General features: G+C 59.6%; 6 protein-coding genes. 2 read left to right on the plus strand and 4 right to left on the minus strand.

Features of this window, described 5'->3' with window-relative positions; all coding sequences use genetic code 11:
- Positions 1-63: 63 nt before the first annotated feature.
- Positions 64-3453, minus strand: a complete 3390-nt coding sequence (gene mscK / locus RYA97_RS00635) for a mechanosensitive channel MscK (RefSeq protein ID WP_044295622.1) — start codon at positions 3451-3453, stop codon at positions 64-66.
- A 38-nt stretch (positions 3454-3491) separates the two neighbouring features.
- On the minus strand, positions 3492-5234 hold the full coding sequence (locus RYA97_RS00640; RefSeq protein WP_004666441.1) for a potassium/proton antiporter: 1743 nt from the start codon (positions 5232-5234) through the stop codon (positions 3492-3494).
- A 248-nt stretch (positions 5235-5482) separates the two neighbouring features.
- Here RYA97_RS00640 and RYA97_RS00645 point away from each other — a divergent pair, with 248 nt between their 5' ends.
- Positions 5483-5653, plus strand: coding sequence for a hypothetical protein (locus RYA97_RS00645; RefSeq protein ID WP_162232060.1), 171 nt, complete (start codon positions 5483-5485; stop codon positions 5651-5653).
- A 110-nt stretch (positions 5654-5763) separates the two neighbouring features.
- Complete coding sequence (locus tag RYA97_RS00650; RefSeq protein ID WP_316891683.1) at positions 5764-8382, plus strand: dermonecrotic toxin domain-containing protein; 2619 nt, start codon at positions 5764-5766, stop codon at positions 8380-8382.
- 21 nt (positions 8383-8403) lie between these two features.
- On the opposite strand, the gene RYA97_RS00655 is transcribed toward RYA97_RS00650, so the two are convergent.
- Positions 8404-10206 carry an acyl-CoA dehydrogenase gene (locus tag RYA97_RS00655; RefSeq protein WP_010193706.1) on the minus strand — a complete coding sequence of 601 codons (1803 nt, stop codon included), beginning with the start codon at positions 10204-10206 and terminating at the stop codon, positions 8404-8406.
- A 226-nt stretch (positions 10207-10432) separates the two neighbouring features.
- Complete coding sequence (gene putA, locus RYA97_RS00660) at positions 10433-14386, minus strand: trifunctional transcriptional regulator/proline dehydrogenase/L-glutamate gamma-semialdehyde dehydrogenase (protein ID WP_117140127.1); 3954 nt, start codon at positions 14384-14386, stop codon at positions 10433-10435.
- Between the last annotated feature and the right edge of the window lie 428 nt (positions 14387-14814).

Raw genomic sequence — 14814 nt, forward strand, 5'->3', positions numbered from 1 at the left:
TGCAATCGCGCGTCAACCGGGCGGTTACCCGATTGACGCGTGCTGTTGCAGAAAATAATCGCCTCAGTCCAGCCGCAACTCAGGCGGCTCGGGCGCATCCTTGGTCGCCGGGGCCACTTTGGTGTTTACCGGTTGCAGCGTTGTTTGCCCGGTCGGGGCACCGGTTTTGTCGCTTGGCTCGGCGGGCACCAGCTTGTATTCCAGGCCCTGGGTGTTCTTGAGGTAAATCTCCATCTGGCGGAACGAGATGTTGATGTGCTGCTTCTTGAACTCGCGATTGATGAAGCGGTTGATCTCGTCCAGCACCGGATTGCGGTCGCCCAGGTCGCGGACGTGCATGCGCAGTTCGTGGTCGAGGGTGCTTTCGCCGAAGTTCAGGAAGTAGACGATGGGCTCTGGTTCCTTGAGCACCCGAGGGTTTTCCCTAGCGGCTTGCAGCAGCAGGGAGCGCACCAGGTCCAGGTCCGAGCCGTAATCGACGCCCAGCTTGAGCGTTACGCGGGTGACGGTGTCGGTCAGCGACCAGTTGATGAGCTGGCCGGTGATGAACGTCTTGTTCGGGACGATGATGTCCTTGCGATCGAAGTCGGTGATGGTCGTGGCGCGGATGCGGATCTTGCTGACCGTTCCCGAGAGGGCACCGATGGTGATGGTGTCACCGATCCGCACCGGGCGTTCGAAGAGGATCATGATGCCGGAGATGAAGTTGGCGAAGATCTCCTGCATGCCGAACCCGAGCCCTACCGACAGCGCCGCGACCAGCCACTGCAATTTGTCCCAGCTCACGCCCAGCGTCGACAGCGTGGTCACGAAGCCGACACCGGCGATGGTGTACGACAGCAGCGTGGTTGTCGCGTAGGCACTGCCTTGCGCGAGGTTCATGCGTGACAGCACCAGCACTTCCAGCAGACCCGGCAGGTTGCCGGCGAGCACGAAGGTGATGACGATGATCACCCCGGCACCGAGGAAGTCGCTCAGGCTGATCGGCACCATGCTCATGTTGGCACCGGTGCCGCTGGTGTATTCGTAGAGGATGATGTTGTCCAGGTAGGCGAATACCGTGATCAGTTCGGCCCAGACCAGATACAGCGCGCCGACGAACCCGGCCAGCAGGGCCAGGCGGATCAGGCGCAGCGACTGCTGGTTGACCTGTTCTATGTCCAGCTTCGGCTCTTCGACCGGAATGTCGCTGTCGCCGTTTTCCCGGGCTGCCTGACGCTTGGCCAGCGCGCGCTGATAGGCCAGACGCCGGGCGGCAACGCTCAGGCCGCGAACGAAGGTCGCCTCGACCATCAGCCAGATCATCATCAGGTACAGAGTGTCGATCAGACGGTCGCTGAGCTTGAGCGCGGTGTAGTAGTAGCCAAAGCAAACCGCCAGGAAGAGCGCGACCGGCAATGCCGTGAACACCACGCCGACGGTTTTGCGGAACAGTGAGGCATTGTGATGCGTGGGGCTTGAGATCAGCAGGCGACCGAGCAGCCAGGTCATCAGCGCGTAGCAGGTCAGGACCACGCCGATCCCCAGTACATCGTCGGCCAGTGCGGCAGGCTGGTGTTCAGCAACGGCCACCACCGCCACCAGGGCCAGAACGACCAGCCCGAGGCGACGCACCCAGCCACGCAGGAACTCGACCTGCGCCGTTTCCCAGCGGAAATGCAGTTGGGCAACGCCAGATGGGGCGAGTACGCGGTAGGCGGTGTAGAACACCAGCCAGGCGAGGGCGATCTGCAACAAGGCCTCGCCCAGGTTGGCGTTTTGCCCGCGTGCATCGATTTGCAGGGCATAGCCGCACAGCGCCAGGCCCAGCGCCACAGGCATTGCCAGCAGCACGTTGATCAGCAGCGCCAGTGGCGTTTTCCATTGGCTGTCACGTTTGAAGTGGCCGATGTCGGCATGCAGGCGATTCAGCTTCTGATACAGCGCCTTGCGCCGCCAGGTCAGTACGCCGATCAACAGCAACAGGGGCAGGAACAGCAGCGGTCGCTGAGTCAGGCCGTCTGACAGCTCGCTCAGGCTGGATGTCCAGGGCAGGGTGGCGATCTGCTTTTGCAGGCGCGGCCAGATATTCTGAAACCATTCCAGGTCCAGCGGCTTGTTGCTGGGGATCCAGAACATCTGCTCGTCGAGTGTGGCGCGCAGTCCCTGAGCGGTGCTGGTCAGCTGCTTCTGGTTCAGTTGCAGCGTGATGGACTCGTTGAGCAACGCGCTCAGCTCGCGATTGAGGCGCTCCAGCAAGTCGCTGCGGGTGATTGCCAGGTCCAGCAGCGTACGGCGCAGTTGCGGGGTAATGTTTTCAGGCGGTTGAGTGGCGAGCAGCTTTTCGACATAGGCGGTCGGCGTGCTCATCTGCTCGCGTTGCTGGTTGATGTCGAACTGATACAGGCGGATGTTGGCGATTTCGTCGGCCAGGCCCTTGTCCAGCTCCAGGTGCGGCAACGCCTGCTTCTGCTTGTAGAGAATCTTGGACAGCAGCAGGCTACCGCTCAGCACGTTGATCTGCTCGCTGAGGGCTTGATCGGTCTGGGTCAGGTTGTCCAGTTGCTGCTTGGTCTTGAGGTTCTGCTGGGTCAGCTCGTTGAGGCGGTCGGTGCCGCGCAGCAGGTAGTCGGAAAGCTTGAGGTTGGCGGCGCTTTCGGTCGCCAGCAGGCTGCTGCCGCCTGACTTTTGCGCTTCCAGGGACAGGTCGGCGACCGTTTTCTGCGACTGGGCGCGACGCTTGTCGTTGATCAGGGTCTGCAGGTCCTGAATTTCCTGTTCCTGGCGCGCGACCTTTTCGGTCAGCAAGTCATGCTGGCTATTGCCCAGGTCCTGCAACTGGCTGTTACCGGCCAGTTCCTGACGGCGCAGCAGGTTGAGGGCGTTGATCGAGGCCAGTTCTGCATTAAGCAGATTGCGCTGGTCGGCGCTCAGGGTCTTGCCATTGTCCTTGCCGCTCTTGAGGATGGCGTTGATCTGCTGGATACGCGTCTGATTGGCGCTGATTTCAGTCTGCGCCCGCTCAGGCCGGGTCTGCGCTGTGATGGCCAGGCTGTTGGCGTCGTTGAGTTCGCTTTGCAGGTCGCTTTGCTGGGTACTGCGCTGGCTGAGAAGCTGCTCCAGTTGTGGCACATCAAGGCCGCCGTAGCGCTGGGCGACGGGTACCACTTTGCTTTCTTTCAGGCGGGCCAGCTCGCGCTGGTTTTCCGAGGTCTGTTTTGGCGCCTGGGCCAGTTGTTGCTTGAGCGCTTCGAGTTTCTGCTCGCTGTCCTTCTTGCTGGCGAGAAAAGCCAACGTTTGCTCGAGTACCTGTTGCAGCGCTTTCTGCTCGGCATCAGGCAGCTTGCGATCAGCAATCTTGTCGAGGCTTTGCTGCACGGCATCGCTGCTGGGCGGGTCGGCGGCGAGCGCCGGGAAGGTGGACAGGCAAAGCGCAAACAGTGCGGCAGCACAAATGGAACGCAGGGAAAACATAGACACCGGTCGCATGATGATACGTGTGGATTGGCAGTTTAAAGGAACAGTCCGGGGCCCGGGCGGGTTCCTTCGGGGAATTTGACGCCCACTTTCTGAATCTTGTTCCCGTCCATGACGGCAACTGTCCAAATAGTTCCATTCCATTCAATCTGGTCGCCCACCACTGGCTCGCCGCGATTCTTCTGCACGATGAACTGGCTGAGTGGCATTCCGGGGTCAATGCCATCGAGTTTCAGGCCATACAGGGCCGCGACTTCACCCAGCCGTGCATCGCCTTCAAGAACGAAGTCGCCGAAGAAGCGCAGGTCCAGGCCACGTTGCGGTGCCTGGCTGAACAGTTTGCCCAGTGCCGGAAGATCATGTTCGTGACCGATCACACAGAGCAGGTCGCCCACTTCCAGCGTCGTACTGCCGGACGGGTGGAGCAACTGCTGGCCCCGGAACAGCGCGGCAATACGCGTGCCTTCAGGCATTTTCAGCTCACGCAGCGCTGCACCGATGCACCACTTTTCAGCGCCCAGACGGTAGACGAACAGCTCCCATTCACTGGTGACGTGCACCTCCAGTGCGGCTCGGGAAATAGGCGCGGGGTCTGGCGGAACCGTCACTTTCAACAGTTTGGCCACCCATGGCAGGCTGGTGCCTTGCAGCAGCAGCGAGACCAGTACGATAAAGAACGCCAGGTTGAAGTACAGCTGCGCATTGGGCAGCCCGGCCATCAGCGGGAACACGGCGAGGATGATCGGCACCGCGCCGCGCAGGCCGACCCAGGCGATAAAGGCTTTTTCGCGGCCATGGAAGGCCTTGAACGGCAGCAGGCCGACCATCACCGACAGCGGACGTGCCACCAGAATCATCCACAGCGCCAGGCCTAGCGCCGGAATCGCAATCGGCAGCAGATCGTGTGGCGTGACCAGCAGGCCCAGCACCAGAAACATGCCGATCTGTGCCAGCCAGGCCATGCCGTCAAGCATGTGCAGGATGCCGTGGCGGCTGCGGATCGGCCGGTTACCCAGCACCAGACCGCATAGGTAGACCGCGAGAAAGCCGCTGCCGTGAATCGCGTTGGTCAGGGCAAAGATCGCAAGCCCCCCGGCAATCACCAGAATAGGGTACAGGCCGGCCGCCAGATTGATGCGGTTGACCAGCTGCAGCAGGATCCAGCCGCCGCCCAGGCCGATGAAACTGCCGATGCCGAACTCCTGAATCAAATGCCCCAGCAGCCCCCAGTGCAAGCCGGTCTGACCGCTGGCCAGCATGCCGATCAGGGTGACGGTCAGGAACACGGCCATAGGGTCGTTGCTGCCCGATTCTATCTCAAGGCTGGCGGTGACCCGCTCGTTCAGGCCTTTGCCGCCCAGCAGGGAGAACACCGCAGCAGCGTCTGTCGAACCGACGATCGCGCCGATCAACAGGCCCTGAATGACGCTGAGATTGAACAGCCAGGCAGCCACCATGCCGGTCAGTACGGTGGTGATCAGCACGCCCACCGTTGCCAGCGACAAGGCAGGCCACAGCGCAACCCGGAAACTGGCCACCCGTGTGCGCAGCCCGCCGTCGAGCAGGATCACGGCCAGCGCAAGGTTGCCGACCAGGTAGGCGGTAGCGTAGTTGTCGAAGATGATCCCGCCGCCATCCACGCCCGCCACCATGCCCACGGCCAGGATGATGACCAGGATCGGAATACCCAGGCGTGATGAAAGAGAGCTGACCAGGATGCTTGCGGCTACCAGCAACGCGCCGACCAGAAACAGGCTGTTGATGGTGGTGGCGTCCAAGGGCGGTACTCCGTAGAAAAACTGAATTGAAGCGAGAGGGGCGAAAACTGACCATGCAGTCCGCGTGCCAAGCGATTTAACCTGTTGAATTGCTTGGCTGTCAAAGATCAATTTCCGGCGGATCACGCAGATTCGGCGTTCCAGAGCACGTGACTCGTCGCAATCTTGCGGTCGACACAGACGTATATGCCGCAAGCCAAGCCTTCTTGCGGCCTGTTGTCGAGCTTCAGCTATAGAAGGTTTTCATCATGGACGATGAAATTGCAGAAAATAAGAAGGGCGGAAATCCGTTCGGCGATAAGCGGGATCCGCATGCAGAGTTCTGGAGGCGGGCGAGCAAATACTTTCGGTCGCGATTACTTCCGGCTGAACCCGATCAATCTGCAGTCACCCGCCGCCTTTGCTGTTCGGGCCTCTGACTGAATCAGTTCACGTGCCTGCCTGCGCAGGGTCGCGTTATAAATAGTTAGTGCCACGTATGCCGTAATGAGTGATTACGTGCGTGACTTCTCTCATACAGGAAGAAGTCATGACGACCCAATCTCTGAAAATACCTAAAACCGATCAGCAACTGCTGCGTGAACGCGCGAAGCAATTTGTTTTCGACTACCCCGATCTGCACGATCTGGCCTATAGCGTAGTCAGCAAGATCATGCTTCAGCACACGCAAAAGGTGTTTAACCCTGACAAGGTCTATTGGCATCGTTTCGGCAGCGCAAGCAGCAGTCCGCGTACATTTACCGGCTGGCAACATTCCGGCAAACCGCTGCAATCGATGACGTTGATCGAACTGCTCATGCAGAACTTCAACGCCCACGACCAAGAGGCCAGTGATGAGCTTTCCCTTTACGGCGGTTTTTATACCCACGGTCCGGATCATGAGGTGTTCGACGAGCGCAACGAGGTGCCCATGCTGCCGCAGACTTTGCTGGCAGAAATGTGGACGCTGGATTTCAGCTCGCTGCACACCCGCCGCATGGAGCGTTTCTGGAGTTCGCACAGTGAGAATTTTTGCATTCTGGCCAAAGCGCACTATTTGGTTGCAGCCGGTAATTGCCTGCGCAAAGGTCAGCTTTCGCCAGACGACTTCAAGCACGTCACTCGATTCGTCGTCACTGATCCCTCGCAGCCTGCGACGCTGAAGGCCTTGCGGGACTCGCCCTTGGTAACGCCAGGCCTTTCGGTGCATACGCTGGATATCAACGGCGTCAAGACTTACGACATGCTGCGTATCGTTATCGCTGATGGCCGGGAAGTGATTTACCGGCCCGATGCCGAGCAGCCTTTTCAGGTATTCGAAAACGAACGCGCGCTGTACAACTGGCTCAAGGTGCAGTTCGCGAGCGAGCAGGCGGGTAAGGCACTGACAGGCAATTTCCTGCGCGGCGAGGCGGCACGAACGCAGGACAGCGTCAGGTTTGCGCGCGGAGTCAGTGAATTGCTCGCGCATGACTGGCGTGCCGATGTCCGACTTATCAATCAATCCCGGGCACCCATCGTGGGTGATCCCTTTATTTATCTGCGTGATATCGCGCGTCAGGTCATGACCGCCGACGCGCATCAGTTGCTGACGTCCAACGCCGATCTGCGCAAGCAGATGTGGATCGGTTATCTAAGTGCCTTCATGCATGCTTTTGGCGGGCTAGCCGCGTTGGGGTGGCCCGTTGCTCTGACGCTGGTTGGCGCAGGCCTCGCCAATACCGGGTTGAACATTGATCAGGCGGTCAATGGCAAGACCCCGGCGCAACGTCGCGCTGGTGTATTGGGTGCCATTATCAACACCCTTTACCTGCTTTTTAATCTGCCGCTACTGATGTCCATTCGCGCCATGCCTGAGCGTATGCCATTAGTGCGGGCGGATGTCGTGTCGCTCCCCAGTGAAGTTATGGAGAGTGGCGTGATTGTCGATCCGCTGGAAAACATGGAAGGCAACCTGCTGCTGGACAGCCTCACGCCCTCAGCCGAGGAAGGCAGGTTTCGTGGCGTTTACTCGTTGGGCAATGGCGAAACCTGGATCAAGCTTGCGCGGTTGCCGTACCGCGTGATGTTCAGTGAGCAACAGCAGTGCTGGTTTATCGTTGACCCTGACAATCCTTTTGCGTTCGTTGGCAGTAAGCCGGTTCGCTTGGGGCTCGACGGAGAATGGACGCTGATTCAATCACCTGGCTTGCAGGGTGGCTCGCCTATGGATCCGCAGGTGCCGTCTACCAGCTCATCAGTCCCGCCAGGAAAACCTTATGCAACAGTGCATTCAACGTTCTGGGACAGGTACCTGCAAACGGACATATTCAATGAGCAATATTATGCAGAAAGAGCCCTGACTCGTCAGAAAGAGGTCATGGATATCTGGGAGCCAACCACGGACGATGTTCTGGAGTCTGACTCTTCACCCGAAGGCGATGAAGTGTACCGGGACCCGTGGCACTGTAAACACAGGGTATTCAAGCTGGGCGAGGACGACTATTACGGCGCTAACATCATGCTCTATACCCAGGAGGATACGGTGTTCAATCGATTCCTGCGTACAGGCGAACGTAGGGGCCCCAACCAGGTAAGGTTCATTGAGCGTCTTGCCGATGACATCCAGGTGGTGGGCTATAGCAATGATGTCGAGTTGTATCGGGGTGGCAGCGGTGATCGGGGCACCTCGGGTGCGGTATTTCGCAGCGGGCAGATCAAGGTTGGCGATGTGCTGGTCAATACCGATATCACTTCGTTCAGTGAAAACCCCTATGTGGTCAGCGCGTTCGCCAGCAGTCGAGCCGGTGCTCCTACTAATGCGGTGATTGGGCCGATAACGTTCGATGATACTTCGGTGGTCTTTGTTTTACCCAAAGGACGGTATTTGAGGGCCACGCCGATCGCGCCATTTTCAGCCTCGCCCGATGAGGCCGAATCGATCTTTTTGCCTGGTTGTTATTTTCAGATCGAGAGTATCGAAGAAGTGGTCGGCGATTTTTATCGTCTCATGAAAGTCCAGATGCAGGAGGTCGATCGCCCGGTTCAGGGAAGAGCGCTTTACGATATGCGCACGGGCGAGCCATTCAGTCGAGAGCAATACGCGCTCAAGTTGGGGGCAGATGCCAAGGTATTGGTCGACCGGTTCTTTCCACAGAACCCGATGACTGACCTGTTCAGCCCTCACTGATCAAGCGCCGCCCGGTTTTATTTAAAACCAGTCATCGCGCATGGCAAGGCAAGTGTCATCGCGGTTTTCCAGAATGCTCAGTTCGTGATGGCAGCCCGGTAATTCCCATGTCAGGAAGTAGCGGGCAGCTTGCAGCTTGCCCTTGTAGAAGCCGCTGTCGGCCGAATCACCTTTGCCCAGACCTTCCTCGGCGCGGATCGCCTGTTCCAGCCAGCGCCAGCCGATGATGGTGTGGCCGAATACCTTGAGGTACAGCGCCGAATTGGCCAGCGTACTGGTGATTCTGCCTTGCGCCAGATCGGTCAGCAGGCCGAGGGTGACAGCCTGCACATGAGCGACCAATTGCTCCAGAGGTTGGCGCAGCTCATGAAGTGAATCGTAGCCCTGCGCCCGCTCGCAGGTATCGGATATCAGGCGCAGCAGTTGCTTGAGGCCGGTGCCGCCGTTCTGCGCCAGCTTGCGGCCAAGCAGGTCCAGCGACTGAATGCCGTGAGTACCTTCATGAATCGGATTAAGCCGGTTGTCGCGGTAGTACTGCTCAACAGGGTATTCGCGGGTATAGCCATGACCGCCTAGAACCTGAATCGCCAGCTCGTTAGCCTTCAGGCAGAACTCCGAGGGCCATGACTTGACCACCGGAGTCAGCAGGTCCAACAGTTCATGGGCATGCTTGCGGGCGTCTTCGGTTTCTCCGGTCTGTGTGTCGTCGAACAGTCGTGAGGCATACAGGCACAGGTCGAACGCGCCTTCTACATACGCTTTCTGGATCAGCAGCATGCGCCGCACGTCGGCGTGCTGAATGATCGGAACAGGCGTGCTCTCGGGGCTCTTGCTGTCGGGCAGCCGACCTTGAGGTCGGTCGCGGGCATAATCCAGAGAATACAGATACCCCGAATAGCCGAGCATGACCGCGCCCAGGCCGACGCCGATGCGTGCTTCGTTCATCATCTGGAACATGTAACTCAAACCGTGATGAGGCTTGCCGACCAGATAGCCGACACACTCACCGTTATCGCCGAAATTCAGCGCGGTAGAGGTAGTGCCTTTCCAGCCCATCTTGTGAAACAGGCCAGCCAGCAGCACATCGTTACGCTTGCCGAGGCTGCCGTCGTCGTTGACCAGAAACTTGGGCACGATGAACAGCGAGATACCTTTGACCCCGCCAGGCGCATCCGGCAGCTTTGCCAATACCATGTGCACGATATTTTCCGAAAGTGCGTGATCACCTCCCGAGATGAAAATCTTGTTGCCGCGCAGCCGATAGGTGCCGTCTTCTGCCGGTTCGGCGCGGGTGCGGATGTCTGACAGCGACGAGCCTGCGTGTGGCTCGGTCAGCGCCATGGTGCCGAAAAAGCGCCCCTCGATCATCGGTTGCAGAAAGCGCTGTTTTTGTTCGTCGTTGCCAAAACTCTCAATCAGATTCGCCGCGCCCATGGTCAGGAACGGGTAGGCCGTGGTTCCGACATTGGCTGCCTGAAAGTGGGCAAAGCAGGCCTGTGACAGTAGGGTCGGCAACTGCATGCCGCCCGCTTCAAAATCACGCGATGCATTGAGAAAACCAGCGGCGAGAAACGCATCCACCGCAGGCTTGACCTCGGGGATCAGAATCGCTTCGCCATTTTCATAGCGCGGCTCGTTTTCGTCAGCCTTGCGGTTGTGCGGCGCAAAATACTTTTCCGCGATAGTACGCGCCGTCCCCAGCGCTGCATCGAAGGTTTCCCGCGAATGCTCGGCAAACCGCTCACGCCGCGTCAGCCCTTCGGCGTCCAGCACTTCATACAGCTCGAAAGCCAGGTTTCGGGAACTGAGCAGCGACTCGGACATGATGGCGTACCTATTCTTGGAATGGCTCAAGTCTAGGTCGGGTTGAGGGGGGAGGGTAGCAAGATTGATTCGGGTGATGGTCGAGCGTGTGCGGGGGGTATCGAGAGCGGACGCGAAGCGTCCAGAGCATGGGAACGGTCGGTGTTTTTCAGACACCTTTCGTTCCGCACGCTCCAGCGTGGGAAGGCCTTTCTTGACGCCCTGCGTCATCTGTTACCTAGCGGCATCAGCCGATCGTCATCAGGCTCGCATTGCCACCCGCCGCCGCAGTGTTCACGCTCAATGCCCGCTCTATCACCAGGCGTTCCAGCGGCACGTTGGTTTCGCCGTGGGACAGGCCGTTGACGCCGACTATTGCGCCGCTGCGCTGGGCGATCTGCTGGCAGATGGCGCGTAGCTGATCGGAATCGCCGTGGTGCAGGACGGCGTCGAAGATGACTTCGTCCTTGGTCCAGTCAGGGATCAGCTTGATGCGTGCCTGAACGTCCTTTGGCAGACGAGCGCGTAATGGCTTGCTGATGTCTGTTTCCGGCCACACGGCAGAGCTGCCGACAGCCAGCACGGCCGCCAGTTGAATCAGCAGGTCGTTCTCGTCATCCGCCAGGCAAAGCACGTGTTCACGCGGCAGAATCGCATAGCTGTTGCGCTCGCCGGTCGGCCCCGCCAGCTGGCGAGTGATGCCGCTTTGCGATTGCTCGGCGTATTGGCTGCATAGGGCATCCAGATCGCTTTGCTGGTTACTGGCTGCCCAGGCCTTCAAGGCTTGCAACGGTTTGTTGAGGATGTCACGCAGGCGGGTGTCCGGAGCAGACAGTGCATCACTGCGCACGAACGATTTCTCGATGGCATCCTGCGGACGCGTCGACAGCAGGCGGTATAGGTACAGCGGGCCACCGGCTTTAGGGCCGGTACCGGACAAGCCTTCGCCGCCAAATGGCTGGACGCCCACCACAGCACCGACGATGTTACGGTTTACATAGACGTTGCCTGCGTTGACGTTGTCGATGACCTTGGCGATGGTCTCGTCGATGCGGGTATGAACACCAAGGGTCAGGCCGTAGCCGGATGCATTGATCTGCTCGATCAGCAGGCCCAGTTCCTTGCGCTTGTAGCGCACCACGTGCAGCACCGGGCCGAAGATTTCGCGTTGCAGCTCATCGAAGCTTTCCAGCTCGATCAGGGTCGGCATCACGTAAGTGCCACGCTTGAGCTCCGTGCTGTCGGCAATGGCCACCTGATAAACCGTACGGCCTTTGTCGCGCATGGCCTGGATGTGTTTTTCGATACCCGCCTTGGCCTCGGCATCGATCACCGGGCCGATGTCCACGGACAGGCGCTCCGGGTTGCCGAGGCGGCTCTCGGCCATCGCCCCCTTGAGCATTTCGATGACGCGGTCCGCAGAGTCTTCCTGCAGGCACAGCACGCGCAGTGCCGAGCAGCGTTGCCCGGCGCTGTCGAACGCCGAAGAAACCACGTCAATGACAACCTGTTCGGTCAGCGCCGAAGAGTCGACGATCATCGCGTTCTGACCGCCGGTTTCGGCGATCAACGGGATGGGGCGGCCCTGCGAGTCCAGGCGACCCGCCACGTTGCGTTGCAGCAGGCGGGCGACTTCAGTGGAACCGGTGAACATCACGCCTTTGACGCGTTCGTCGCCGACCAGCCCGGCACCTACGGTTTCACCGCGCCCCGGTAACAATTGCACCACGCCTTCCGGGATACCGGCTTCAAGCAGCAGGCGCACGGCCTGGGCGGCAATCAACGGTGTTTGCTCGGCCGGTTTGGCCAGCACCGGGTTGCCCGCAGCCAGTGCAGCAGCGACCTGACCGCTGAAAATTGCCAGCGGGAAGTTCCACGGGCTGATGCAGACCACCGGCCCCAGCGGACGATGGGCGTCGTTGGTGAAATCATTGCGCGCCTGTACGGCGTAGTAACGCAGGAAGTCGACGGCTTCGCGCACCTCGGCGATGGCGTTGGCGAAGGTCTTGCCCGCCTCGCGGACCAGCAGGCCCATCAAGGGCTGGATGTCGCTTTCCATCAAATCGGCAGCACGTTCCAGAATTGCGGCGCGTTCGGCAGGCGGTGTTGCCTGCCAGATCGGGCCAGCGCTCAAGGCGCACTGGATGGCGTTCTCGACATCCTGCAGCGAGGCTTCCTGAATATGACCGACCACATCACGCAGGTCCGATGGGTTCAACGCGGCAGTCAGTGTGCCTGCGCTGGCCGGGCAGCCGAGCATGGGGGCAGCTTTCCAGTCATTGTGCGCTGTGGCGAGCAGGGCCGAGGACAGCGAAGCCAGACGATGCTCGTTGGCCATGTCGATGCCGCTGGAGTTGGCGCGCTCGGTGCCATACAGGTCGCGCGGCAGCGGAATGCGCGGGTGCGGCAAGCCGAAACCGCCTTCCTGTGTTGCCATGCGTTCGATCTGGCTGACCGGGTCGGCCACCAGTTCCTGAATGGAGATCGAATGGTCGGCAATCCGGTTGACGAACGACGTGTTGGCACCGTTTTCCAGCAGACGACGGACCAGATAGGCCAACAGCGTTTCATGCGTGCCGACCGGAGCGTACACGCGGCATGGACGGTTCAGCTTGCCGTCTGCGACCTTGCCTACGACCTGCTCGTACAAAGGCTCGCCCATGCCGTGCAGGCACTGGAACTCATACTGACCTGGGTAATAATTCTGCCCGGCGATCTGGTAAATAGCCGCCAGGGTGTGGGCGTTGTGTGTGGCGAATTGTGGATAAATGACTTCTGGTGCCGCCAGCAGCTTGCGGGCACAGGCGATGTACGAGACGTCGGTGTACACCTTGCGCGTGTACACCGGATAGCCTTCCAGACCTTCGACCTGGGCGCGCTTGATCTCGCTGTCCCAATACGCGCCCTTGACCAGACGGATCATCAGGCGGTGACGGCTGCGCCGAGCCAGATCGATCACGTAATCGATCACATAAGGGCAGCGCTTCTGGTAAGCCTGAATTACGAAGCCAATGCCGTTCCAGCCAGTCAGCTGCGGTTCGAAGCACAGGCGCTCGAGCAGATCCAGTGACAGCTCCAGACGATCAGCCTCTTCGGCATCGATGTTCAGGCCGATGTCGTACTGCTTGGCCAGCAGGGTCAGCGACAGCAGGCGCGGGTACAGTTCTTCCATCACGCGCTCGTACTGGGCGCGGCTATAGCGCGGGTGCAGTGCCGACAGCTTGATGGAAATGCCCGGGCCTTCGTAGATACCGCGGCCGTGGGAGGCCTTGCCGATGGAGTGTATGGCCTGCTCGTAGGACGCGAGATACTTCTGCGCATCATGCTCGGTAAGCGCCGCTTCACCCAGCATGTCGTAGGAATAGCGGAAGCCCTTGGCTTCAAAACGGCTGGCATTGGCCAGGGCTTCGCCGATGGTTTCGCCGGTGACGAACTGCTCGCCCATCAGGCGCATGGCCATGTCGACGCCCTTGCGGATCATCGGTTCGCCGCTCTTGCCGATGATGCGGCTCAGTGAAGAAGTGAGGCCTGCCTCATTGTGAGTGGCGACCAGCTTGCCGGTCAGCAGCAGGCCCCAGGTGGCAGCGTTGACGAACAGCGAGGGGCTGTTGCCCAAGTGCGGCTGCCAGTTGCCGTTGCTGATCTTGTCGCGAATCAGGGCATCGCGCGTGCCCTTGTCCGGAATGCGCAGCAACGCCTCGGCCAGGCACATGAGTGCAACGCCTTCCTGCGAGGACAGCGAAAATTCCTGCAACAGGCCTTGAACAATGCCAGCGCGGCCGCCAGCACTTTTCTGGTTGCGCAGCTTTTCGGCAATAGACGCGGCCATCTTGTTGGTGGCTTCGGCAACAGGTGCAGTCAGGCGCGCCTGCTCCAGCAGCATCGGCACCACTTCCTGCTCGGGGCGGCGGTAGGCGGAGGTGATGGCCGCCCGCAATACCGACTGCGGTTGAATGCTCTCGGCGAAATCCAGGAAGCATTGCAGGCCTGTGTCTTCCGCCACTTCGCCTCGGTCTTCGCTGTCTTTGCCAGTCGCGCCATTGAGCTCCAGCAAGGTTGCACCACTCTCCAGTTTTTCCAGGTAATTGAAAATCGCCTGCTTGATCAACCAGTGCGGTGTGCGGTCGATCGAATGGGCGGCGGCTTTCAATCGCTCGCGGGTCGGGTCGTCAAGTTTGACGCCTAGAGTAGTGGTGGCCATGTGTTGTCCTCATTATAGCCACGCAACGGTGGCATCGGCTTTGGCGAAGATTAGCGCTGTGACGGGGTCAGGTGCAACCGAGTGCAACCCTGTTTCGATAATATTTTGTGACATTCCCGGCAAGTGACCCGCGAGAGTGCTGCTTTGCTCAGAGCTGGTGCGCGATTGTTTGTAGAGAGGGTCGAAAACGCCCTAAAATGGCGCAGAAAAACGCCTTTATTGGTTTTTTTGTAACAGGTGCAACTTGCACGTTGAAATGGGTTGCACCTTGTTTGGTTTGTTTAATAGGATTCATTCCCGCGGTGCAACCGCCAGTCATTGATTGCCGATCCTTGCGGAGCGATCAGTCAACGCGGTGTCGGGTGCAAAAGCACGGATGCGCCGAATATCGGTCGCTATTCCCTTTGGCATCGGGTGCCAACATAAAA

The organism is Pseudomonas syringae group sp. 26L6 (assembly GCF_032587815.1).
In the GTDB taxonomy this organism is placed as follows: Bacteria; Pseudomonadota; Gammaproteobacteria; order Pseudomonadales; family Pseudomonadaceae; genus Aquipseudomonas; species Aquipseudomonas amygdali.

Bases quoted from the DNA above. Each gene is read 5' to 3' on its own strand.
- RYA97_RS00655 (WP_010193706.1), bottom strand. From the start codon at position 10,206: ATGTCCGAGTCGCTGCTCAGTTCCCGAAACCTGGCTTTCGAGCTGTAT.
- RYA97_RS00645 (WP_162232060.1), top strand. From the start codon at position 5,483: ATGGACGATGAAATTGCAGAAAATAAGAAGGGCGGAAATCCGTTCGGC.
- putA (WP_117140127.1), bottom strand. From the start codon at position 14,386: ATGGCCACCACTACTCTAGGCGTCAAACTTGACGACCCGACCCGCGAG.
- mscK (WP_044295622.1), bottom strand. From the start codon at position 3,453: ATGTTTTCCCTGCGTTCCATTTGTGCTGCCGCACTGTTTGCGCTTTGC.
- RYA97_RS00650 (WP_316891683.1), top strand. From the start codon at position 5,764: ATGACGACCCAATCTCTGAAAATACCTAAAACCGATCAGCAACTGCTG.